The sequence below is a fragment of the Streptomyces sp. enrichment culture genome, assembly GCF_964272855.1.
Classification (GTDB): domain Bacteria; phylum Actinomycetota; class Actinomycetes; order Streptomycetales; family Streptomycetaceae; genus Streptomyces.
Map to the genome: position 1 here is coordinate 1640324 of NZ_OZ186847.1, position 23041 is coordinate 1663364.

General features: G+C 72.2%; 22 protein-coding genes. 12 read left to right on the forward strand and 10 right to left on the reverse strand.

Going from position 1 to position 23041, the window contains the following annotated elements; translation table 11 throughout:
• Positions 1–14: 14 nt before the first annotated feature.
• The 6 genes from ACSU6L_RS07065 to ACSU6L_RS07090 form a co-directional block, all read right to left on the reverse strand.
• A complete protein-coding gene (locus tag ACSU6L_RS07065) occupies positions 15–794 on the reverse strand; it encodes an exodeoxyribonuclease III (protein WP_437054626.1) in 780 nt (259 codons plus the stop codon).
• 57 nt (positions 795–851) lie between these two features.
• Complete coding sequence (locus ACSU6L_RS07070) at positions 852–1487, reverse strand: MBL fold metallo-hydrolase (RefSeq protein WP_437054628.1); 636 nt, start codon at positions 1485–1487, stop codon at positions 852–854.
• A gap of 33 nt (positions 1488–1520) precedes the next feature.
• Positions 1521–2828 carry a bifunctional 3-oxoadipate enol-lactonase/4-carboxymuconolactone decarboxylase PcaDC gene (gene pcaDC, locus ACSU6L_RS07075; RefSeq protein WP_437054630.1) on the reverse strand — a complete coding sequence of 436 codons (1308 nt, stop codon included), beginning with the start codon at positions 2826–2828 and terminating at the stop codon, positions 1521–1523.
• A 13-nt stretch (positions 2829–2841) separates the two neighbouring features.
• On the reverse strand, positions 2842–3168 hold the full coding sequence (locus ACSU6L_RS07080) for a transposase (protein WP_437064805.1): 327 nt from the start codon (positions 3166–3168) through the stop codon (positions 2842–2844).
• Positions 3169–3622: 454 nt separating this feature from the next.
• The gene (locus tag ACSU6L_RS07085; protein WP_014670069.1) at positions 3623–3826 is read right to left on the reverse strand and encodes a cold-shock protein; all 204 of its coding nucleotides are present in this window, start codon (positions 3824–3826) and stop codon (positions 3623–3625) included.
• Positions 3827–4196: 370 nt separating this feature from the next.
• The gene (locus ACSU6L_RS07090) at positions 4197–4355 is read right to left on the reverse strand and encodes a hypothetical protein (protein ID WP_437054632.1); all 159 of its coding nucleotides are present in this window, start codon (positions 4353–4355) and stop codon (positions 4197–4199) included.
• A 436-nt stretch (positions 4356–4791) separates the two neighbouring features.
• Here ACSU6L_RS07090 and ACSU6L_RS07095 point away from each other — a divergent pair, with 436 nt between their 5' ends.
• Positions 4792–6477, forward strand: a complete 1686-nt coding sequence (locus ACSU6L_RS07095; protein WP_437054634.1) for a ribonuclease J — start codon at positions 4792–4794, stop codon at positions 6475–6477.
• A gap of 227 nt (positions 6478–6704) precedes the next feature.
• On the opposite strand, the gene ACSU6L_RS07100 is transcribed toward ACSU6L_RS07095, so the two are convergent.
• The 3 genes from ACSU6L_RS07100 to ACSU6L_RS07110 form a co-directional block, all read right to left on the reverse strand.
• Positions 6705–7193, reverse strand: a complete 489-nt coding sequence (locus ACSU6L_RS07100; protein ID WP_437054636.1) for a GNAT family N-acetyltransferase — start codon at positions 7191–7193, stop codon at positions 6705–6707.
• 470 nt (positions 7194–7663) lie between these two features.
• Positions 7664–9583, reverse strand: coding sequence for an ABC transporter ATP-binding protein (locus ACSU6L_RS07105; protein ID WP_437054638.1), 1920 nt, complete (start codon positions 9581–9583; stop codon positions 7664–7666).
• A 310-nt stretch (positions 9584–9893) separates the two neighbouring features.
• Complete coding sequence (locus ACSU6L_RS07110) at positions 9894–11075, reverse strand: GNAT family N-acetyltransferase (RefSeq protein WP_437054640.1); 1182 nt, start codon at positions 11073–11075, stop codon at positions 9894–9896.
• 21 nt (positions 11076–11096) lie between these two features.
• Between ACSU6L_RS07110 and ACSU6L_RS07115 the strand changes: the two genes are divergently transcribed.
• The 11 genes from ACSU6L_RS07115 to ACSU6L_RS07165 all read left to right on the forward strand — a co-directional run bounded on the left by ACSU6L_RS07115 (position 11097) and on the right by ACSU6L_RS07165 (position 21318).
• Positions 11097–11306 carry an ATP-binding protein gene (locus tag ACSU6L_RS07115; RefSeq protein WP_437054642.1) on the forward strand — a complete coding sequence of 70 codons (210 nt, stop codon included), beginning with the start codon at positions 11097–11099 and terminating at the stop codon, positions 11304–11306.
• Complete coding sequence (locus ACSU6L_RS07120; RefSeq protein ID WP_437054644.1) at positions 11303–11482, forward strand: hypothetical protein; 180 nt, start codon at positions 11303–11305, stop codon at positions 11480–11482. Before ACSU6L_RS07115 ends, ACSU6L_RS07120 begins: the two co-directional genes overlap by 4 nt.
• Positions 11483–11634: 152 nt before the next feature.
• Positions 11635–12882, forward strand: coding sequence for an LLM class flavin-dependent oxidoreductase (locus ACSU6L_RS07125; protein ID WP_437054646.1), 1248 nt, complete (start codon positions 11635–11637; stop codon positions 12880–12882).
• Between the two features lie 158 nt (positions 12883–13040).
• On the forward strand, positions 13041–14330 hold the full coding sequence (locus tag ACSU6L_RS07130; RefSeq protein WP_437054648.1) for a PQQ-dependent sugar dehydrogenase: 1290 nt from the start codon (positions 13041–13043) through the stop codon (positions 14328–14330).
• Between the two features lie 58 nt (positions 14331–14388).
• On the forward strand, positions 14389–15552 hold the full coding sequence (locus ACSU6L_RS07135; RefSeq protein WP_437054650.1) for an inositol-3-phosphate synthase: 1164 nt from the start codon (positions 14389–14391) through the stop codon (positions 15550–15552).
• Entirely contained in the window at positions 15549–16469 is a 921-nt protein-coding gene (locus tag ACSU6L_RS07140; protein WP_437054652.1) for an SCO3242 family prenyltransferase, read from the forward strand. The genes ACSU6L_RS07135 and ACSU6L_RS07140 overlap by 4 nt, the downstream gene beginning before the upstream one ends.
• Complete coding sequence (locus tag ACSU6L_RS07145; RefSeq protein WP_437054654.1) at positions 16466–17332, forward strand: sugar phosphate isomerase/epimerase family protein; 867 nt, start codon at positions 16466–16468, stop codon at positions 17330–17332. The genes ACSU6L_RS07140 and ACSU6L_RS07145 overlap by 4 nt, the downstream gene beginning before the upstream one ends.
• Before the next feature lie 2 nt (positions 17333–17334).
• Entirely contained in the window at positions 17335–17964 is a 630-nt protein-coding gene (locus ACSU6L_RS07150) for an EboA domain-containing protein (protein ID WP_437054656.1), read from the forward strand.
• The gene (locus ACSU6L_RS07155) at positions 17961–18821 is read left to right on the forward strand and encodes a TatD family hydrolase (RefSeq protein WP_437054658.1); all 861 of its coding nucleotides are present in this window, start codon (positions 17961–17963) and stop codon (positions 18819–18821) included. Before ACSU6L_RS07150 ends, ACSU6L_RS07155 begins: the two co-directional genes overlap by 4 nt.
• Positions 18818–19921, forward strand: a complete 1104-nt coding sequence (gene eboE / locus ACSU6L_RS07160; RefSeq protein WP_437054660.1) for a metabolite traffic protein EboE — start codon at positions 18818–18820, stop codon at positions 19919–19921. Before ACSU6L_RS07155 ends, eboE begins: the two co-directional genes overlap by 4 nt.
• Positions 19918–21318 carry an alkaline phosphatase family protein gene (locus ACSU6L_RS07165; protein WP_437054662.1) on the forward strand — a complete coding sequence of 467 codons (1401 nt, stop codon included), beginning with the start codon at positions 19918–19920 and terminating at the stop codon, positions 21316–21318. Before eboE ends, ACSU6L_RS07165 begins: the two co-directional genes overlap by 4 nt.
• Positions 21319–21393: 75 nt before the next feature.
• On the opposite strand, the gene ACSU6L_RS07170 is transcribed toward ACSU6L_RS07165, so the two are convergent.
• Positions 21394–22989, reverse strand: a complete 1596-nt coding sequence (locus tag ACSU6L_RS07170; protein ID WP_437054664.1) for an outer membrane protein assembly factor BamB family protein — start codon at positions 22987–22989, stop codon at positions 21394–21396.
• Positions 22990–23041 lie beyond the last annotated feature (52 nt).

Below are 23041 nucleotides of genomic sequence, written 5' to 3' on the forward strand. Positions count from 1 at the left end.
GGGTCCCACCCGCCCTACACGTCCAGGTCGACGACGACCGGCGCGTGGTCCGAGGCGCCCTTGCCCTTGCGCTCCTCGCGGTCCACGTACGCGTCCTTGACGGCCTCGGCGAACGGCGCGTTGCCGTAGACCAGGTCGATGCGCATGCCGCGGTTCTTGGGGAAGCAGAGCTGGCGGTAGTCCCAGTACGTGAACGGGTGGTCGTACTTCAGGGGGCGCGGGACGACGTCGTTCAGGCCCGCCTCGCGCAGGGAGGCGAGGGCGGCGCGCTCGGCCGGGGTGACGTGGGTGGAGCCCTCGAAGGCGGCCCGGTCGTAGACGTCGTCGTCGGTCGGCGCCACGTTGTAGTCGCCGAGCACGGCGAACGGGCGGCTGCCGCCCGCGTCGCCCGCGACGGCCGCCTTCAGGGCCTCGAACCACTGGAGCTTGTACGCGTAGTGCGGGTGCTCGACCTCGCGGCCGTTCGGCACGTACACCGACCAGACGCGGACCGGGCCGCAGGTGGCGGAGACGGCGCGGGGCTCGACCGCGCCGTCGAAGCCGGGGTCGCCGGGCAGGCCCTTGACCACGTCCTCCAGGCCGACACGGGAGAGCACCGCCACCCCGTTCCAGCGGCCGGTGGCGTGCACCGCAGCCTCGTAGCCGAGGTCGCGCAGCTCGTCGAACGGGAACTGCTCCTCGGCGACCTTGGCCTCCTGGAGGCAGAGCACGTCGGTGCCGCTGCTCTCCAGCCAGGCCAGCAGCCTCGGCAGGCGGGCGGTGATCGAGTTCACGTTCCAGGTCGCGATGCGCATGTCTCACAACCTACCGGGCGGCACCGACAACGCGGTCCCGCCCGGGGGTCGGGCGGCTCACACCTCGGCGGAGTCGCCCGGCGTCAGCCGCAGGTGCTCGGCGCCGCCGAGCTGCCCGATCTGGCGGTCGTAGATCGGGCGGGCCAGGTCGGTGAGGAGGGCGTCGTGGACGTCGTAGGCGCGCCGCGGGCGGACCTCGCGGACGTAGTCGATGACCTCGGAGATCTTGTTCCACGGGGCCATCACCGGCAGCATCAGCGTCTCCACCGGCCGGCCGGGCACGGTGAGGGCGTCGCCGGGGTGGAAGACGCTGCCGCCGTCGATCAGGTAGCCGACGTTGGTGACGCGCGGAATGTCCGGGTGGATCACCGCGTGCAGCTCGCCGTGGACCTCCACGTCGAAGCCCGCCGCGGTGAACGTGTCGCCGTGGCCGACGGTGTGCACCCGCCCCGGGAACGCCGCCGAGATCTGCTCCGCGACCGACTTCAGGGTCCAGATCTCGGCGGCCGGGTTCGCGTCCAGGGCGGCCCGCAGCCGGCCCTCGTCGAAGTGGTCGGGGTGCTCGTGGGTGACCAGGATCGCCTCCGCGCCGACGGCGGCGTCCGCCTCCGTGAACCCGCCGGGGTCGAGGACGAGCGCGCGCCCGTCCTTCTCGAGGCGGACGCAGGCGTGCGACATCTTTGTGAGCTTCATGGCCCCATCCTCCCGCCCGCCCGGGACGCCCGCTCACTCCTGGGGGGTGGTCTCCTCCCGGATGACCTCCTGCGCCACCCTGAACGCGCTGTTCGCCGCCGGTACGCCGCAGTACACCGCGGCGTGCAGCAGCACCTCCCTGATGTCGGCCGGGGTCAGCCCGTTGCGCAGCGCGGCGCGGGTGTGGGAGGCCAGCTCGTCGAGGTGGCCGCCGGCCACCAGGGCGGTGAGGGTGATGCAGCTGCGGGTCCGTCTGTCCAGGCCCGGGCGGTCCCAGATCTCGCCCCAGGCGTAGCGGGTGACGAACTCCTGGAAGTCCCCGGAGAACTCGTCGGCCTGCGCCAGCGCCCGGTCCACGTGCGCGTCGCCGAGGACCTCCCGGCGCACCTTGATCCCGGCGTCGTACGGGTCGGGCCGGCCCACGGCCTGCGGCTGGGCGGCGGGCGGGGCGATCTCGGCGATCGGCGCGATCGGCGGGGCCTGCGCGGGCACGGCGGCGAGGGCCGGCTTGACCGGGGCGGCGGGGATGGCCGTCTGGCCGGTGCCCGGGTCGGCGATCGGCTGCCAGGCGGTGGAGAAGTGGGTCACCAGCAGGTCCGTGACCGCGGCGGGCTGCTCCACGGGGACGAGGTGGCTGGCGCCGGGGACGACGGCGAGCCGGGCGTCGGGGATCCCGGCGACCAGGGTGCGGGCCTCGGCGGGACCGGTGACCTGGTCCTCGGAGCCGACCAGCACCAGCGTCGGCACGCCGACCCGGCCCAGCTCCGGCCGTACGTCGAAGGTGGCCAGCGCCTCGCAGGCGGCGATGTAGCAGCCGGGGTCGGTGGTGCGCACCATCTGCACCGCCCAGTCGGTGATCGCGGGCTGCGCGGCGGCGAAGCCGGAGGTGAACCAGCGGTCGGGCGCGCTGCGGGCGATCGGGTCCAGGCCGTTGGTGCGGACGACGACCCCGCGCTGGCGGAACTCGTCCGCCGTGCCGAAGCGGGGGGAGGCCGCGATCAGCACCAGGGAGGCCAGCCGCTCCGGGTGGCACAGGGCCAGCTCGACGCCGATCGCGCCGCCGAGGGCACAGCCCGCGAAGCCGAAGCGCTGCACGCCGAGGCCGTCGAGCGTGGCGAGCAGCCGGGCGGTGAGCTCGGTGACGGAGCCCGCGGGGTAGGCGGGCGCACCGCCGTGGCCCGGAAGGTCGAACCGGCAGACGCGCCACTGCTCGGCCAGCTCCGGGACCTGCCGGTCCCACATGTGCCATGTCGTACCCAGTGAGGGACCCAGGATCAGAACCGGGGCGTCTTCTGGCCCGTCGAAGCGGTATTGCAGGGTGTTCGGTGGTGTGTCACTCACGCGTCAGACCCTCTCACGTATCACGGACGCCCCTATGACGGGGGACGCTGGATACCTTCTTGACCAGGTTGAAGACCTCTCGGGCGGCATATCGTCGGCGCGAGGCCCGAAGGCCCGACGAATACTCGACCGGGCTGACCCCGCACAACGCAGCGAACGACGCCCCAGTGCCCAGCCGCCTGGGATCGTCCCCATCGTGATCAGCAGGGCGGCGGCACTGTCCGGACCAATACCCACTGGCGCCGGCGGCTGCGTGGCATGGCGTTCGACCGAGCCGGGTCAGGCGTTGGTTCAGCTCATCGATCTGCGTGGTGAGCTGTTCGATGCGCTCGGCCGGCATGCGCAACGTCGTGTGGGTGGCCCGGGCCACCACGTCATCGTCGCCCTCACCTCACGTAGGCCGAGGCGCGCGCAGGTGCGGGACAAGTCGGCATTGCCCAAGCTCGACAACCGCTCTCGCAGGGCGGGTCGGCTATGACCAGGACGGCCTTGGGCTGGTTGATCGCCCGGGTGCGGGCCTCGACCGCGGATTCCTTGGTGGGCTTGAGCGTCCGGGCGCTGTGCACCGGACCTTCGCCGGATTTCGCCCGGGCCCGGGCGTGACCGCTGAGCACGGCCCGCGCGGCGGATGTGCGTCGATCGGGTCCGACTTGCCGAGCAACCGGCGGGCCGTGCGGTCGGGCCGGTTGGGACACGCGAGACACCGATCGGCTCCGGCCCGCTGACCACTGCGGCAGACGGTGAGGGCCCGGCGTCCCGAAGCCGGGATGCCGGGCCCTTACCGGGGCGCGCGATCAGGCGGGGCGAATGTTCTCAGCCTGCGGGCCCTTCTGGCCCTGCGTGACGTCGAACTCGACCTTCTGGCCCTCCTGCAGCTCGCGGTAGCCCTGGCTGGCGATGTTGGAGTAGTGGGCGAAGACGTCGGGGCCGCCGCCCTCCTGCTCGATGAAGCCGAAGCCCTTCTCGCTGTTGAACCACTTCACTGTGCCCTTGGCCATGACTGCCTCCGTTGAGGGAAACCGGGCACGCACCCTGCGCGACCGGGAGGTGATCGCCCTGGTCCGGAGAGGCGCTGAACAGCAAGAACGCCCGTGATGGCGATCACGGGCGAACGGAACTTCGGAACCACGACTGCTGATCACAACGCTATACCGGCATTACGGAAGCCGCCAGCGAAAACGCGCCAGCATCCCGACCGGAACGAAGGGGCTGGATCGCCCGTGAGGCTCGGCCGGTGGTGATCCAGCAGTTTCGTGCCCTTCTTCTGCACAAGGCGGCGGCGAGGCATGGCCTCTCCCCGCCGCCGACTGTTTTCCGGGTGGGCCTCACCGATCATGCGTGACCGGCCCCTCCCCACACGAACGCGGATCAGGTCGGCTGGTCCACGCGCTGCCAGACGGCCGCGAGCTCGGCCACGTCGACGCCTTCGCGCTCAAGGCGATCGAAGACAAGGCCGCGGCCGATACCGGAGTGGGTCGGCACTGCCTGCTCCAGGCGGGCGCGGCCGGCGTTCGATGAGACGGCCACTCTCGCAGCGGGCTCCGGCGCGGGCCAGAGCGGCGACCCTGCCAACGGCGCTCCAGGGTCGGAGAGCCTGTCACAACCTGCTTGGGGCGCGACCAGCGTTGAAGGCGGTAGCCGGTGACGAGCTCGGCGAGAATGCCGACGACGCGGTCCACGTCCATATCGGCCCAGGGGAGGAGGAGTCCCCCTGAGGGACCACCTCCAGTGGGCGGTGATCGGGGTGGCCGGACCGGTGACCATGACGCTCCGGCCGGTACCGGTGTGCGGGTCGATCTGGTCGGCCTGAACGGGCCTTCTTCCTGTCCGCTTTCGCCGCCTTGGCCGACCCGGCGTGATCCGATCGTGCCGAGGCACCCACTGCGGGTGCCCCGCTCCGCCGGTGAAAGGAGATCGCACAGGCAATGGATCACCCGTCCCGCTCTGCGGGTACCGTCAGGGTATGAGTCATCCGCACCCCGAGCTGAAAGCCGCCCCGCCCCTTCCCGAAGGAGGGCTGCGGGTCATCGCCCTGGGCGGCCTGGGTGAGATCGGCCGCAACATGACCGTCTTCGAGCACGCGGGCAAATTGCTCATCGTCGACTGCGGCGTGCTGTTCCCCGAGGAGACCCAGCCCGGCGTGGACGTGATCCTGCCGGACTTCACCTCGATCCGGGACAGGCTGGACGACATCGTGGCCGTGGTACTCACCCACGGCCACGAGGACCACATCGGCGGCGTGCCGTACCTGCTGCGCGAGCGGTCCGACATTCCCGTCGTCGGCTCCAAGCTGACGCTGGCGTTCCTGGAGGCCAAGCTCAAGGAACACGGAATCCGGCCGCGCGCGGTGCGGGTGCGGGAGGGCGACCGGCGCGGCTTCGGGCCCTTCGACTGCGAGTTCGTGGCGGTCAACCACTCCATCCCCGACAGCCTCGCGGTCGCGATCCGCACCCGGGCCGGGATGGTGCTGCACACCGGCGACTTCAAGATGGACCAGTTCCCTCTCGACGACCGCATCACCGATCTTCGCGCCTTCGCCCGACTCGGCGAGGAGGGCGTGGACCTGTTCCTCACCGACTCCACCAACGCCGAAGTACCCGGCTTCACCACCTCCGAGCGGGAGCTGAACCCAGCGATCGAGCAGGTGATGCGCACCGCGCCGCGCCGGGTCATCGTCTCCAGCTTCGCCAGCCACGTGCACCGCATCCAGCAGGTCCTGGACGCCGCCCACCAGCACGGCCGCAAGGTGGCCTTCGTCGGCCGGTCGATGGTCCGCAACATGGGCATCGCCCGTGACCTGGGCTATCTGAAGGTCCCGTCCGGTCTGGTCGTGAGCACAAGGGAGCTGGAGAAGCTCCCGGACCACAAGATCACTCTGGTGTGCACCGGCTCCCAGGGCGAACCGATGGCCGCGCTGTCACGGATGGCCAACCGCGACCACATGATCCGCATCGGCAAGGGCGACACCGTCCTGCTCGCCAGCTCCCTCATCCCCGGCAACGAGAACGCCATCTACCGGGTGATCAACGGACTCACCCGGTGGGGCGCCCACGTGGTCCACAAGGGCAACGCCAAGGTGCACGTCTCCGGGCATGCCAGCGCCGGCGAACTCGTCTACTGCTACAACATCGTCAAACCCCGCAACGTCATGCCCGTGCACGGCGAATGGCGCCACCTGCGGGCCAACGCCGACCTCGCCATCCGTACCGGTGTCGACCCCGAGCGGGTCGTCATCGCGGAGGACGGCGTCGTCGTCGACCTGGTCGACGGGCGCGCGTCCGTGACCGGCAAGGTCCCCGCCGGCAACGTCTACGTGGATGGCATGGAAGTCGGCGGCGCCACCGAAGCCTCCCTCAAGGACCGCCTCACCCTCGCCGCCGAAGGCGTCGTCACGGTGGTGGCGATCGTCGACGCGGACACCGGCGCCCTCGCCGAGGCCCCCGACTTCCTGGCCCGTGGCTTCGTCCACGACGACACCACCTTCGAGCCCGTCATCCCCGTCATCGAGAAGACCCTGGCCACCGCGGCCGAGGAAGGTGTCGGGGACGCCCACCAACTCGAACAACTCGTCGCCCGCGCCGTGGCGAACTGGGCGTTCCGCACCCACCGTCGCAAGCCCCTCATCATCCCCGTCATCATCGACGCCTGAGCCACAGCGCGGCAGCACGGTCCCCGTTCCGGTCGCGGCCCCGCCGGCATCAAGGTCGGGCACGGGAGTCAGTCCGAGAGCTGCGGGGCGGTCTCCGGCAGGAGGACGTGACGGCCATCGGACAATGTGTTGGACGACGGCGCACACGGAGCGCTCAGCGTCCAGCGGCTCCTGCATGCCGGCCACCATGCAGGCGAACCCGGTGCCCTGCGAAGCGGCACACCGCGTCATTCCGAAGGAATGCGAAACTGGAATTCGGGACGGTCCCAGGGCACGGCGGGCGGGTTCGCGAGCGCGGTCCCGGTCCGCACTGCACCGACGCGGTGGTAGAAGTCCTCGGCGGGCAGATGCGACACGACCTTGACCCGGTCGAGCCCGGCGGCACGGGCCTCGGACTGCATGTGCGCGACGAGCAGTCGTCCGATGCCCTGCCCTTGGGCTTCGTCAGCGACGAACAGCAGGTCGAGCTCCGGTGGAGCGAGGACGAGCGAGTAGAACCCGAGGACCCGGCCTCCATGCTCTTCGGCGCCGACGGCTACGAAGGCGCGGTGGGCCTCGATGTAATCAGGACCGACCCGGTAGCCCGCGACTGCGGCTGCGTACTTGCCCTCGTAGGCGCCTGAGCCACGCACGAGCCGCGTGAGCCGTCTGGCATCCCGCGCGACGGCCCTCCGTATCGTGATCGGCCGGCTTGTCGGGGAAGTACGTGAACTCATCGGGAGAGTATTTCGCACCGGAGAGTACCTTCGTGCGGCGGGTCGACTGCTCGGGAAGGCGTTCCTGCACTGCTCCCGGGAACCTCTCGACCAAGCCGCGATCAGCCACGTCACTGCCGCCGAATCGGTCGCTCGCCGGCAGCCGGCCATGAACAGGCCGCGCACGGGATCCCCGTGGTCCCTTCCCCGCGCTCCGCGCAGCCCCGAGGGGACAGGCTGTGCCGCAATCGCCTTCACAGACGTTGGACTTTGCAAGAGCGAACGTAACGGCCTGGCTCGTAAACCCACCCACTCGGAACCCTCGCCGGGCAGCGCCTGCGGGGCTTTTCGTCGAACGCCGCTCTCACGCGCCTATCACAGACTGCGTCGACTCCCCCGGACCATAATGATCGACTGAGAGGGAATGCCCTCCCTCCCGACTGCTCCGTCGGCCGGTCCCTGCGGTCGAGGATGTCCGGAAACCGACTCGGTTACGTGGACCCGGTGCCCGTACGCGCGTGCGACGACGCTGTGCGGTCCCCGTCCGGCGCCGGTTCGGCCGGTCCGGGCAGCCCGCTGAGGACGGCTCCTGGGACCGGGCGTCCGAAGGCCGACTCGGTGCTCTCGCCGAGGAAGCCGCCCGACTGGTGCTGCCACAGCTTGGCGTAGGCACCGTTCGCCGCGAGCAGCTCCTCGTGGGTGCCCTGCTCGACGACGCTTCCGCGATCGAGGACGACGAGACGATCCATGCCGGCGACGGTGCTCAGACGGTGGGCGACCACGAGGGCCGTACGCCCGTCCATCAACCGCCACAGGGCGTCCTGGACGAGGATCTCGCTCTCCGAGTCCAGCGCGCTGGTCGCCTCGTCGAGCAGCAGGATCGGGGCGTCCCGCAGGATGGCCCTGGCGAGGGCGACGCGCTGGCGCTGGCCGCCCGAGAGTTTGACTCCCCGCTCCCCGACCAGGGTGGCGAAGCCGTCGGGGAGTTGGTCGGCGAACTCTGTGACGTGCGCGGCCACGGCCGCCGCGTGAATCTCGTCGTCGGTGGCGCCGGGCCGGGCGAAGGCGATGTTGTCCCGCAGGCTGCGGTGGAACATGGCGGGCTCCTGCGGGACGTAGGCGATCAGTGAGCGCAGGTCGGTCTGACGCAGCCGGCTGATGTCCTGACCACCGATCAGGATGCGTCCGTCGTCGATGTCCGACATCCGCAGCAGGAGCCGGGTGAGTGTGGTCTTGCCGCCGCCGGACCTGCCGACCAGACCGATCCGTGCACCTGCGGGGACGTCCAGGTCGAGTCCCCGGAAAATCGGCTTCGCACCCGCGTGGGCGAAGGTCACGGCCTCGAAGCGGATGCCGGTGTCCCGCGGTGCGAGTGGTTCGGGTTTCGCCGGGTCGAGCACGGTGGGCGGATCCAGCAGCAGCTCCGTGAACTGCGCGGCCTCGGTCATCGAGCTTTCCAGACGCCGGTAGATCTGGTTGAACTCGAACATGATCTGGGTCGCGTTGGAGTAGTAGGTGAAAGCGACGACGACCTCCTCCACTCCCTGGCCCGAGCCACCGAGGGCGATGGCGACCAACAGACCCAGCACGTTGGTCAGTACGGACATGGGGGCGATCAGGGTGTCGACGCGCAGATTTCCATAGTCCCACGACCTCAGCGTCAGGCGCCGGGAGTCCGCGACACGGCGGCGATGTTCGTCGGCCTCCCGCCGCTCGGCCGCGAACGCCCGGATGGTCTCCATGTTCACGAGGCTGTCGGCGACGTGGCCGGAGACCCGGGCGATCGCCGCCTCACGGTCGTTGACGAGCCGCTGCCGGCGACGGATCAGCGGTGTCGCGGCCACCACGGTCAGCGCGATCATCACCAGGAGGCCGGCGACGAGCATCGGTTCGTAGCTCCACAGCACCACGGCACCGAACACCAGGGGGACGAGACTGCCCACGATCCGGTACGTCACCGTGTCGACGAAGTCCTCGAAGCGCTTGCCGAAGCTCAGCACCCGTTTGGTCAGGGAGCCGGCGAAGTTGTCGTGGAAGAACGCCGCGTCCTTGGCGAGGAGTTCGTCCATGCCGCTGACGTACAGGTGTTCCATGCCGAGGGCGTCCACCCGGTTCAGGCAGTGCTGCCCGACCCGCCACACCGCCTCGGCGAGCAGCATCGTCACGCCGAAGCCCACCACGTACGGCAGCGCCGAGGCGAGGGTGAGGCCGCCGTCGTCGGCGGCCTGTCCTGCCAGTTTGGCGATCAGCAGGGGGGCGACATAGCGGATGCCGATGTTGCCCACGGCCGGCAGCAGCAACGCGGGCAGGGCCAGCAGTCGTAGTCGCATCAGCTCCCGGCCGTAGCGGCGCAGTGCCAGAACGACCGCGCTCCTGCCCGGCGTCGGCCCTCGCGTATCTGTTGTCCCCATCACACTCCCGGAGGTTCGGAAGTCGGAAGTTTCCCGTCAGGGGAGGTTCTCAGTCCAGGCATTTACCGCGGACTGGCGAGAACCGGACAGCGCTGCGTCCAGCGGACGCGGCGGACGTGTCCGATGGTGAGCTTGCGGTACTCGGTGTAGTCGTCGTCGCAGTTCAGGGCCTGCACGAAGGCGGCGGACCCGTGATCGAGGTCCGCAGCCGCGCGCCGTCAACGACAGGCGTCACCCACCAGGATGGGTCCGACCAGGAAAGGGCTCCCGGGCTCAGGGCCTTCCTGGCCGGCCGAGCGCGGCGGTGGTCTCAGCGCCAGTCGTCGATCACATACGCGTCGGGGTGGCTGTATCCGGGTTCGTTGGGCCTGTGCATGGTCACGCCCTGCAACCAAGTGCGGAAACCGCGGTCGATCATGCGCCGGTATGCATCCGGGCGCCCCAGGTTCATTCCGGCATCCAACTCACCCAGTCCGCGCTCGGCGGCCAGCCGCTCACACGCGTCAAGCAGTCGCTCGAACCGGTCAGCGGCCTCCGGACCAGGACGTACGGCGCCGAATTTGACGAAGCACACGTCGGTGCCCGCCTCCGACCCGGCTCCGCAGTGGCAGACGGCCAGGCCATCGAGCTCCGAGCCGGCACCATGGAGCAGGATGGTGTCACCGAGTCCCTGCGCGTGCACGGCCACGATCTCGCGTTCCAGGATCAGGCCCTCGTACACGGCTCCGGTCAGTGCGCGACAGCGGCTCAGCGCGTCGGGCCGCTCGGCGGCGGGCAGTTCGCCGTAGAGCACCCGGCCGGGGACCGCGGCACCGTCTGCGACCTGCTTCTTCATGATGGCTGTGAGGAAGCGAGGCCAGAAACCGTACCGGCGGTAGAGCTCAAGATGCTTGGGACTGTGCGAGAAGGTGAACAGGCCGAGGTGGCGGTTCCCCCAGGCGTCGAAGCAGTCCATGACCGGCTCCATCAGACGCCTGCCGATGCCCTGGTCCCACAGATCCGGACGCACGGTCAGCGGGCCGAAACAACCGACGCTGCCCCAGTTGGTGGCGAAGTTCGATCCGGCGAGCTCGCCCTCGACCGTCGCCGCGAACGCCGCACGCGGATCTGCCGCCCAGCGGGTGCGGACGTAGTCGACGGTCCCGAAGGGGGCGGGGACCCCGAGGAACGTCCCGAAGGCCATCCTGCAGATCTCATCGGCCCGGTCCAGGTCCGGCTCACCCAGCGGGCGGACTGACACTGGGGCCGCGCTAGTCTTGCGCTCCGCTGCTGGTGGGGCCATCGCTCTCTCTCCTTCCCGCCCCCGTTCCATCGCACCACGGCGGTGCCGCGCAGGCGAGGCGAACGGTCCGGCGGCATACCCGAGGATCGAGGTCCCGGCCGGTCTGTCTTCCTTTCCGCGGGAACCGCGGCAGGCAGCCGGCGCCGGCGACCCCATGGCCACCTGGATCGCCCTCTCCGAACCGAACTGGTGTCGAACGCGGTCCGGCATGCCCGGCGGGGATCCGTCCAGGTGGTTGTCGTCAGGCCCGGGACGGCGTGCGTGCGCGTCGGCGTCGTGGACTTCTCGAAGGCCCCGCCGGTGCGCAAGGTGCCGGGTCCCGAGGACGAAGGCGGACGCGGTCTCACGCTCGTGGCGACGCCGGCGCAGCACTGGGGCGCCGAGCCGCTGCCGTGGGGGAAACGGGTGTGGGCGGAACTGCACGGGAAGGGACACGGATGACCGGCGAGCAGAAGCGGCGCGCGTGGGTGGGTGACCTGATCCATGACGAGGACGCCGGCCGGCGCGGCGTCGTCGCGGACGTGCGCGGCGGTGTCACGTGGGTGCTGCGGCCGGAGTGCGGGCCGGGCCGGTGGACGTCGCGGCGGCCGGAGCGGCTGCGGGTGATCGACCCGTGAGGAGAGACTGCGGGACCGCGACGCTTGACGCACGCAACGGCAGAAGCCCCGGCGCGGTGGTGTTCGCCTGCCGGGGCTTCGTCGTGTCACGAGCATGTGTGAGACTCACCGGACACCCGCCGCCATGTGAAGTCCCCTGGGCAATATGGAAGATGGCCGGTCCCCACCGCGCGGATAAATTGAGGCACGTCCAGGACGGTCCTTACTGCGAACAGAGGGGCGTTGGCGGAATGAGCCAAATCGGCGACGACTCGGAAAACGTCAAGTTCATCTACTGGGACAACCTCACCTACGCGCCGCCGGGGTCCACGGACCCGGAGAAGTGGGACGCCGGACTCGGGGCCCACCTTTACGAGACCTATCTCGACCACTGTGTCGAGGCGGAGCGGCTCGGCTACGCCGGGCTCAGCATGCCGGAACACTTCGGCCCGTCCTCACTGGTCACCCACCCCAACATCATGCTGGCCGCGCTCGCCGCGCGGACGAAGAGGGCGCGGATCATCTCGGGCGTGAACCTGGCCCTGCTGCACAATCCGCTGCACCTGGCCGAGCAGTTCGCCATGATCGACGTGCTGTCCGGCGGGCGGCTCGAGGTGGGCCTCGGCCGGCGCGGTGACCGGGCCGCCTTCGAGCACGCGGCCGACCTCATCGACGGCGTCCTCAACGGGATCGACCACCCGGTGCCGAAGGCCGACCTGACGCCGGCGCTGGCGCCCTTCGCGCAGGAGCTGGAGACCGCCAGGGTCACCGTGTGGCCCCGGCCCGTCCAGCAGCGCGTGCCGCTGTGGGTGGCGGCGGAGACGGACGGATCCCTCGCCACCGCGGCCCGCCGCGGCTGGAACGTGTTCACGGGACTCAACCTCGACCCGGCCGCCGGCGGGATGTCGAAGGTGAGCGTGGAGGAAATGGTCACGCGCCTGCACCGGTATTTCGAGATCGGGCAGGAGAACGGGCACGAATTGTCCATGTCGAATGTCGCGGCGAGCTGCTTCACCGTCGTCGCGGACACCGATATGGAAGCCGCCGAGCTCGTGCGCGACGGTTTCGCCTCGCACGTCGCCGCCGCGGGCGGGCATCTGGCACGGCTGGCCGGGGCGTCTCCCGCCGAGGGCGCGCTGGAAACGCTCGCGAAGGAGGGCGACACCGGCGTGCAAGGGGTGTTCGAGGCTCCCGCGGATTCCTACCTGAGGAATCCGTTCGCGCTCGTCGGGTCGGCCGAGACGGTCAAGGCGAAGCTGGACGCGCTGGTGTCCGCCGGGTTCAAGCGGTTCGTGCTGCTGTGCGGTGGCGTCGGCAACACGCACGAGATCGGCTGGCAGTCGGCGACCGCCATGGCCCGGGACGTGGCACCCGACCTGTTCTCCGCCGCGAAGTCCGGCCTGGACGAGGTGGCCGCCTGACCGGTGCGCCGCCCGCGGATTCCGTCCCGCCGCCCAGGCGTTCGAGCACGCCGGGTGCGGGCGGTCTCCCGAGTGAGGCCGTGCCGGCCCGCTTTTCCCGCGAATCTCTGATTTCCGCCGATCGCCGCCGTCCGGGCGCACCCTCTGGAGGAGCCTTCGTGTCTGCACCGACCGCAGTGGCCGACGGGCTGGACTTCCCGACCAGCCTCGCCTTCGACAACGACGACGGAGTGTATGTGGCCGAGTCGGGGCTGCCGTTCGGGGGCGCCGCGCCGGGCGGCCGGATCTGGCGCCTGGGCACGGACGGCACCGACCGCCGGCTCGTCGCCGACCGGCTGGCCCAGCCGGTGACCGGGCTGCTGTGGCACGAGGGCTTCCTGTACGTGTCCGAGGGCGGTGCCGGGCGGATCACCCGGATCGGCCCCGACCGGCGGCGCACCGTCATCGTCGACGGCCTGCCCGGTCCCGGCAACTACCACGTCGGCATGGCCGTCGTGGGCCCCGACGAGAAGCTGTACTTCGCCCAGGGAGCGATGTCCAACCTGGGGATCATCGGACTGGACGCCTACGAGCTGGGCTGGCTGGGCCGGCTCCCGCACTCGTACGACCTTCCCGGTCTGGACGTGGAGCTGACGGGCGTCAACGTCACCACCCGCGACCCGCTGAGCGGCGCCCCCGACGCGCAGGCCGTCACCGGCGCGTTCGTGCCGTTCGGCACTCCCACCCGGCCCGGTCAGCGGATCGAGGCGGCGCTGCCCTGCACCGCCTCCGTCATGCGCTGCGACCTGGACGGCGGGAACCTGGAGCTGGTGGCCTGGGGCATCCGCAACGCCTTCGGGCTCGGGTTCCTGCCGGACGGCCGGCTGCTCGCGGTGGACCAGGGCGCGGACGACCGGGGCAGCCGGCCCATCGGCAACGCGCCCGACCTGCTGCTCGAGGTGCGTGAGGGCGCCTGGTACGGCTGGCCGGACTTCGTCGGTGGGATCCCGGTGACCGACCCGCGGTTCAAGCCGGAGCGCGGCCCCCAGCCGACGTTCCTGCTCGCCGGCCACGACCGGCTGCCGCGTCCGGAGCGTCCCGTGCTCGACTTCGAGGCGCACGTCGCGGCGACGAAGTTCGCCGTCGCGCCGCCGAGTTCACCGCTCGCCGGGCAGCTGGTCGTGACGCTGTTCGGGGACGAGGCACCGATGACGCTCCCGCCGGGCGGGCCGAAGCTCGGCCGGCATCTGCTGATGGTCGACCCGGACGGCTGGTCCACCCGCGGTCTGCCGGACGAGCCCGACCTGCACCGGCCGATCGACGTCGGGTTCGCGCCCGGCGATCCGGCGCTGTTCGTCCTCGACTTCGGCGCGTTCGAGATGTCCGACCACGGGGTCGAGGCCAAGGCCGGCACCGGCCGGCTGCTGCGCTGGGACGGCTGGGACCGGCCCTCCCGGACCGGCGGCTGAGCCGGCCCGCGGGCTTCGGGACGTCATCGCTCACCCGGTTGTGAAAGGGAGTCGCACGATGAAAGGCAGAAGCGGTCTGTGGCTGATCGGCGGCAGGGGCTCGGTGGCCACCACCGCCGTCTGCGGCCTCGCCGCGCTGAGGGCGGGGCTGTCCCCGGCCACCGGATCCGTCAGCGAGCGTCTCGACCCGGACCCGGCCGTCTTCCCCGGCTGGTCCGAGCTGGTCGTCGGCGGCCACGACATATCCCGGACCCCGCTGCGCAAGCGGGCCGAGGACCTGGCCGCCGCCGGTGTGCTGCCGGCCCGGCTGCCGGCGGCGGTCGCCGGCGAACTGGAGGCCGCCGACCGCGAGATACGGCCGGGGTACGACGGTGTCGACGGGCCCGCCCGCCAGATCGACGCCGCCGAGCACCTCGCCTCCGACATCGCGGAGTTCCGGCGCGCCCACGCCCTCGACCGGGTCGTGGTCGTCAACGTCTCCAGCACCGAACCCCCCGTCCGCCCGCTGCCCGAGCACGCCGACCTGGCCGCCCTGGACCGCGCGCTCGCCGCTCCCGGCCGGCGGGTGCTGCCGCCCAGCGCGCTGGCGGCCTACGCGGCCTTCTCGGCCGGCTGTCCCTACGTCGACTTCACGCCCTCCCCCGGGCTGCGCCTCCCCGCCGTCGTCGAACTGGCGAACCGCCGGGACCTGCCGTACGCGGGCAGCGACGGCAAGACCGGCGAGACCCTGCTGCGCAGCGCGCTGGCGCCGATGTTCGTGGCCCGTGGACTGCACGTCCGGTCGTGGGCGGGCACCAACCTGCTGGGCGGCGGCGACGGCGCGAACCTCGCCCTGGAGGGCCGCGCGGCGGGGAAGCTGGCCGCCAAGTCCCGGGGGCTGGAGGCGCTGCTCGGCGGCAAGGCGGACGCGCCGCTGCACATCGACTACGTGCCCGACCTCGGGGAACGCAAGGTGGCCTGGGACCACGTCTCCTTCGAGGGCTTCCTCGGCACCCGGATGAGCCTCCAGCTGACCTGGCAGGGCCACGACTCGGCGCTGGCGGCACCGCTGGTCCTGGACCTCGCCCGGCTCGTGGCGGGCGCGCACGCCGCCGGTGAGTCCGGGCCGCTGGGGGCGCTGGCCTTCTTCTTCAAGGACCCGGTCGGCAGCGACGAGCACCGGCTCGCGGAGCAGGAACGGGACCTGGTGGCCTGGGTGCGGCGCCTCGCGGTGTCCCGGTGAGCGCTCGGACACGGCCCGGGCCGCCGGGCCGGGTCCGCCGGCCGGCCGACTGGCTGGAGCTGGTCCGCGCGCCCGCCGCCCTCACCGTGCTCGGTGACGCGGTGGCCGGGGCCGCCGCCGCGGGGCGTCCGCTGCGCGGGCGGCGGCTGGCGCTGCCGCTCGCCTCCGCCACCCTGTACTGGTCGGGCATGGCCCTCAACGACTGGGCCGACCGCGAGGTGGACACGGCCGAACGCCCCGAGCGGCCCGTCCCGTCGGGACGGATCACGCCGGGGGCGGCCCTCGCCGGGGCCGCCCTGCTCAGTGGCGCCGGGCTCGCCCTGGCCGCCTTCGCCGGCGGCTCGGACGCGCTGCGCGTCGCGGTGCCGCTGACCGCGGCGATCTGGGCGTACGACACCGTGCTCAAGCCGACCCGGGCCGCGCCGCTGGGCATGGCGGCCTGCCGCGCGCTCGACGTCCTGCTCGGCGCCGGGGCCGGGCGCGGGCCGTCCGCGCGGACACCGGCGCTGGCGATGGCGGCCCACACGTTCGGGGTGACGGCGCTCTCCCGGGGCGAGGTCCACGGCGGGCGCCGCGCCGACGTCCGGGTGGCGCTGACCACGACACTGCTCTCCGCGGCCCTGGCCTGCGGCGGACCCGCGTCCTCCGCCCGGCATCGGACCGCTTCCGTGCTGTGCGCCCTCGTCCACACGGGCACCACGGCCACCGCTCAGCTCGCGGCGGCCCGCGCCCGGCCCACCGCCGACGGCCCGGTCGAAGCCGCTGCCGTACGGACCGCCACGGTGGCCGGGATCCACGGGATGGTGCCGCTCCAGGCCGCGCTGGCCGCACGGTCCGGCTCGCTCGGCGCCGCCGCGCTGGTGCTGGGCGTCCTGCCCCTCGTCCGGCGGCTGTCCTCGGTACGGAGTCCGACATGAACTCGTTCGACCTGGGTTACGGAACCAACGGCTTCTCGAACCACCGGCTGCACGACGCGGTACGGGTCATCGCCGACCTCGGCTACACCGCGATCGGCCTCACGCTCGACCATCACCACCTCGACCCCTTCGCGCCCGGCCTGGCCCGCGCCACCGACCGGCTCGCGGCGCTGCTGTCGTCGCTGGACCTGCGCTGTGTGGTGGAGACGGGCGCCCGCTATCTGCTCGACCCGTCCCGCAAGCACCATCCCACCCTGGTCTCGGAGCAGGCCGGGCCGCGGATCGACTTCCTGCGGCGCGCCGTACGGATCGCCCAGTCCCTGGACGCCTCCTGCGTGTCCTTCTGGTCCGGCGTGGGCGAACCGGGCGTGCCGGGGCCGGACAACCGCCGCCGGATGATCCGGCATCTGGAGCCGGTCCTGGCCGAGGCGGGGCGGCGCGGCGTTCGGCTCGCCCTGGAGCCGGAACCCGGCATGGTCGTCCAGCGGCTCGACGAGGCGCTGGAGCTGCGCCGGGCGCTCGGCGAGCCGGAGCCGCTGGGCATCACCCTGGACGTGGGGCACTGCGTCGCGGTGGAGCCGGTCGACGCGGCCGAGTGCGTGCGCCGGGCCGGGCCGCTGCTGTTCAACGTGCAGCTGGACGACATGCTGCCGGGTGTGCACGAGCACCTGGAGTTCGGGCGGGGCGAGCTGGACCTCGCCGGCACGCTGGCCGCCCTCGACGGGATCGGCTACCGCGGTGTCGCCGCCGTCGAGCTGCCCCGGCACAGCCATGCCGCGCCCCTGGTCGCCGCCGACGCCATGGCGGCGCTGCGCCGGGCCCGCGACGGGGCGCCGGTGCCGTCCACGAGGGGAGCGCGCTGACCATGGACGCACCACGGGACGACCGGCTCGCGGCCGCGGAGCGCCGCGTCCGGGAGCGGCCCTCCGCCATCCACGAGGAGTTCCCGCTGGCGGGCCGGCCCGCCGTGCGGCACGGCACCGGCCCCGACGCGCTGGTCCTCGGCACCGACGACGACCGGGCCCGGGCGCGGCTGCTGGCGGTGCTGGCCGAGGTGCTGCCGGAAGGGGAGCTGGAGAGCGAGACGGAGCGGCTCTACCGGCACGGTGACGACGCCGAGCGGCGCGGGGTGCTGCGCGCTCTGCCGGTGCTGCCCGCCTCGTCGGTCCGGCTCGGGCTGACGCTGGTCGCGGACGGCCTGCGCAGCAACGACCCGCGGCTGGTCGCGGCGGCGATGGGACCGTTCGCCGCCGCGCACCTGGACCAGCCGGCGTGGCGGCACGGCGTGCTGAAGTGCCTGTTCGCCGGGGTGCCGCTGGCGGCGGTGGCGGACCTGGAGCGGCGGGCCGACGCCGAGCTGCTGCGGATGGCCCACGACCTGGCCGAGGAACGCCGGGCCGCCGGGCGGGAGATCGGCCCCGACCTGCGGGCGCTGCTCGGTGTCGCCGTACCGCCCGCCCCGGTGCCGTCGCGAGGAGAGGACGAGTTCCGATGAGAATCTTCGATCCGCACATCCACATGACCTCCAGGACCACCGACGACTACGAGAACATGCACGCGGCGGGTGTGCGGGCCGTGGTGGAACCCGCGTTCTGGCTCGGCCAGCCCCGCACCGGACCGACGTCCTTCGTCGACTACTTCGACGGCCTGATCGGCTGGGAGCGCTTCCGGGCCGCGCAGTTCGGCATCAGCCACAACTGCGCGATCGCCCTGAACCCGAAGGAGGCCAACGACCCGCGCTGCGCGGAGGTGCTGGACCTGCTGCCGCGCTACCTCGGCAAGAACGGCGTGGTCGCGGTCGGGGAGATCGGCTACGACTCGATGACCGCGGCGGAGGACGAGGCCTTCACCCGCCAGCTGGCCCTCGCCGCCGAGCGGTCGCTGCCGGTCCTGGTGCACACCCCGCACCGGGACAAGCGGGTCGGCACCCGCCGCAGCCTGGACGTGGTGCGGGAGTCCGGGATCGACCCGGGCGCGGTGCTGATGGACCACCTCAACGAGGTCACGGTGCGGATGGTCGCCGACTCGGGCTGCTGGATGGGCTTCTCCATCTATCCCGAGACGAAGATGGACGAGCACCGCATGGTCGCCGTGCTCGAGGAGTACGGCACGGACCGGATCCTGGTGAACTCGGCGGCCGACTGGGGCCGTTCGGATCCGCTCAAGACCCACCGGGTCGGCCTGGCGATGCTGGCGGCCGGGTTCGGCGAGGCCGACGTCGACCGGGTGCTCTGGCGCAACCCGGTCGAGTTCTACGGGCAGAGCGGGCGGCTGGTCCTCGACGTGGAGCGGGACGACGGCACCGGGGCGGCCCTGTACGAGGGCAACTCGGTGCTGCGGGGCCAGTCGTGACGCGGCTGTGCTACTGCACCAACGTCCACCCCGCCGAGGACGTGGCCGGTGTTCTCCGTCAGCTCGACACCCACGCGGTCCCGGTGCGCGAACGGCTCGGGCACGACCGGCTCGGCCTCGGGCTCTGGCTGGCGGCGGAGGCCGCCGCGGAACTGGCCGCCGACCCGGCCGCGCTGCGCCGGCTGCGCGCCGAGCTGGACGCCCGCGGCCTGGCGGTGCTGACCCTCAACGCGTTCCCCTACGGCGGCTTCCACCAGGAGGTCGTCAAGCACACCGTGTACCGCCCGGACTGGACCGATCCGGCCCGGGCCCGCTACACCGCCGACTGCGCGCACGTGCTGGCCGGGCTGCTGCCCGACGACGCCGACGGCGGGAGCCTGTCCACGCTGCCGCTCGGCTGGCGCACGCCCTGGCCGCCCACCGCCGACCGGGCCGCCGAGTCGGCGCTGCGGTGGACCGCGGGCGAGCTGCGCAAGGCGTCCGCGCAGGCCGGGCGCCCGCTGCGGCTCGCGGTCGAGCCGGAGCCGGGCTGCGTCCTCGACACCGTCGCGGACGCCGTGCGCTGGCTCGCGCCCCGGGTGGACCCCGAGGTCGTCGGGATCTGCCTGGACACGGCCCATCTCGCGGTCTCCTTCGCCGACCCGGAACAGGCCGTCGCCTCGATCGAGCGCGCCGGCCTCGCCGTCGTGAAGGTCCAGGCGTCCGCGGCCCTGCACGTCGACGACCCCCGCGACCCGCAGGCCCGCCGGCTGCTCGCCGGGTACGCCGAGCCCCGGTACCTCCACCAGGTGCGGGAGCTCGGCGACGAGGGCCGGGTGCTCGCCGCCGACGACCTTCCGCAGGCGCTGGACGAGCTGCCCGGCCGGGGCCCGTGGCGGGTGCACTTCCATATCCCGCTGCACGCCGCGCCCGCGCGTCCGCTGCGGAGCACCACCGAGGTGCTGCGCCGGGCCGTGGCGGCCGTACGGGAGCCGGCCGTGGTCGAGGTGGAGACGTACACCTGGCAGGTGCTGCCGGACGGATCCGACCCCGTGGACGGGATCGCCGCAGAACTCGCCTGGGCGCAGCGCGAGTTGCCGATCGGAGGGCAGGGGACATGAGGCCCGTGGTGCTCCTGGACGTGGTCGGGCTGACGCCGCGTCTGCTGCCGTACATGCCGAACCTGTCCCGCCTCGCCGCGCGGGGCGGGTCCGCGCCGCTGCGCACCGTCCTGCCCGCCGTGACGTGCAGCGTCCAGTCCACGCTGCTCACCGGGCGGCTGCCCGCCGGACACGGAGTCGTCGGCAACGGCTGGTACTTCCGCGAGCTGGGCGAGGTCCACCTGTGGCGGCAGCACAACCGGCTGGTCCAGGGCCCGAAGCTGTGGGAGACCGCCCGCGCCGCGCGTCCCGGCTACCGCGCGGCCAACGTCTGCTGGTGGTACGCCATGGGCGCCTCCACCGACGTTCTCGTGACCCCGCGCCCCGTCTACCACGCCGACGGACGCAAGTCGCCCGACTGCTACACCCGGCCGCCCGCGCTGCACGACCGGCTCACCGCGGAGCTGGGCCCCTTCCCGCTGTTCCGGTACTGGGGGCCGACCGCCGGGCTGGCCTCCAGCCGGTGGATCATCACGGCGGCCCGCCGCATCCTGCGCAACGAGCGCCCCGACCTGCTGCTGGTCTACGTGCCGCATCTGGACTACGACCTCCAGCGCTTCGGCCCGCACTCCCCGCAGGCCGCGGCCGCCGCCCGCGCCGTCGACGCGGAACTCGCGCCGCTGCTGGAACAGGCCGACGAGGAGGGCGCGGCCGTGGTCGCGCTCAGCGAGTACGGCATCACCCCGGTCGACCGCCCGGTGGACGTCAACCGGGCGCTGCGCCGCGACGGCTGGCTGGAGGTGTACGAGCAGGCGGGGATGGAGTACCTCGACCCGTGGGCGTCGCGGGCGTTCGCCGTGGCCGACCACCAGACCGCGCACGTGTACGTCGCCGACGGCGCCGACGTGCCGAAGGTGCGCGACCTGCTCACCCGGTTGCCCGGCGTGGCCGAGGTACTGGGCCGCGAGGAGCAGGCGGCGTACGGGCTGGACCATCCCCGCTCCGGTGAGCTGGTCGTGGTCGCCGAGCCGGACTCCTGGTTCACCTACTACTACTGGCTGGACGACGCCCGGGCGCCCGACTTCGCCCGCTCGGTCGAGATCCACCGCAAGCCGGGCTACGACCCGGCGGAACTGTTCTTCGACCCGGCGGACCGGCTGGTCAGGGCCAAGGCGGCGATCGGTCTGGCCCGCAAGAAGCTGGGCCTGCGCTACACGATGAACGCGGTGCCGCTGGACCCGTCCTGCGTCCGCGGGTCGCACGGCCGCCTCCCGGACTCGCCGTCCGACGGCCCCGTCGTGCTCTGCTCCGAACCGGACTGGCGGCCCGAGCTGACGTCCGCCGGCGAGGTCCGCGCGGTCGATGTGGCGGACCTGGTGCTGCGGCTTCAGGGACTGCCGTCCGCGGCTCGCGAGTGAGCTTGCCGGCCTCCTGGAAGAGATGAGCGTCCGCACCGGCCGGTGCGGACGCTCACTCGTGCTCTGTGGTGGCGCTCAGTCCAGCGAGTAGGCGATCAGTTCGGGCCGCGCGTCCTTCGAGTCACCGGCGACGCCCGCGCCCACCAGGAGCGTGTCGCCGCTGATGGCGGGGAAGGAGTTGATGCCGGCCGACGCGGTAGTTCGCCACAGGGTGTCGCCGGTACGCGTGTCGAAGGCGAAGATCTGGCCGTCGTAGGTGCTGCAGAAGACCACGTCGTTGGCGACGGTCGCGGCGCCGAGCGGCATCTGCGGCAGATCGACCTTCCAGCGCACCTCGCCGGTCCTCGTGTCGAGCGCCGCGAGTCCGCCGCGGCCCCCGTCCGTGCCCGGGTAGGTCATGCCACCGGTGGCGCTCATCTCGGCCGGCAGGTCGACCCAGGGCACGAAGACCCGTCCCCGCGCGGCGGCCATCGGTGTCTCGACCCCGCCGAGGACGCCCGGATAGATGGTGACCGGTTCGTTCGGCAGCGGGCCCACGTCGTTCTGGTGGATGCCGAGCGAACGGGTCCACAGCGGCTTGCCGTCGTCGGCGCGGTAGGCGAAGACCTTGCCCATCTTGCCCGCCGTGATCACGACCTCGGTCTTCACACCCCGGACCGGGACGGTGGTGATGATGGGCGAGATCTGGAGGTCGTAGTCGCGTATGTCGTGCGGCAGGGCCTGCTGGTACCAGAGCAGCTTCCCGGTGCGGGCGTCCAGGGCCACCAGGGAGTTGGTGTACAGGTTGGGGCCCGGCCGGCTGGAGCCGTTGGGGTACTCGGGTGTGCCGGGCATGGGCGCCGGGTTGCCGACGGCCAGGAAGATCCGGCCCTTCTTGTCGATGGCGGGCGGGAACCACAGGCCGCCGCCGGAGTTGATCTCCGGGTGGCCCCACAGGTCGCCGTCCTTGACGGTGTTGAAGCTCCACTTGGGTTCGCCGGTGGCGATGTCGAGGGCCCAGACGATGCCCATCGTGCCGGCCACGTACTCGCCGAAGGTCGACGGGACGGTGCTGACCACGACGGTGTCGCCGTAGACCTGGGGGGCGACGTCGATGCCGCCCTTGCCGGCGTCGATCAGCTTCCTCGTCCACAGGGTGCGGCCGGTCCGCGCGTCCAGGGCGAAGGCGCTGGTGAAGGTGGTGCCGAGGAGCAGCCCGTCGCGGTAGGCGACGCCGTTCGGGCCGACGTTGGGGTCCTCGAACTCGCGTTTCCAGCGGACCTTGCCGGTCTCCTTGTCGACCGCGTAGATGTTCGAGTTGAGGTCGATGGCGTAGACCGTCGAGCCCACCACGATCGGGTTGGAGGCCATCAGGCCGGCGAAGGTGGGGTTGCCCTTCAGCGGCAGCCGCCACTTCACCTTCAGGTCGTCGACGTTCTTGGAGTTGATCGGGGTCCGGGTGGTGGCCCGGGTGTTGGAGAGGTCGCCGTTGGCGATGGGCCAGTCGGTCGCCCGCCCGTGCCGGGACGAGGCCGGCGGTTCCTCCGCCTGTGCCCCGGCGCTCTGCGGACCGGTGTATCCCGATCCGACGAGCAGGGCGAGGACGGCCAGCCCGGTCAGGGTGATCCGGCCTCCCGTGATCTGTCTGCCCCGGCGGGTCCCGCGGGCGCCTTTGTCTGTGTTGGCTGTCAAGCCGGCCTCATTTCCGCCCGGTGCCGGTCCATGGATCCGGGCTGGTCGAAGT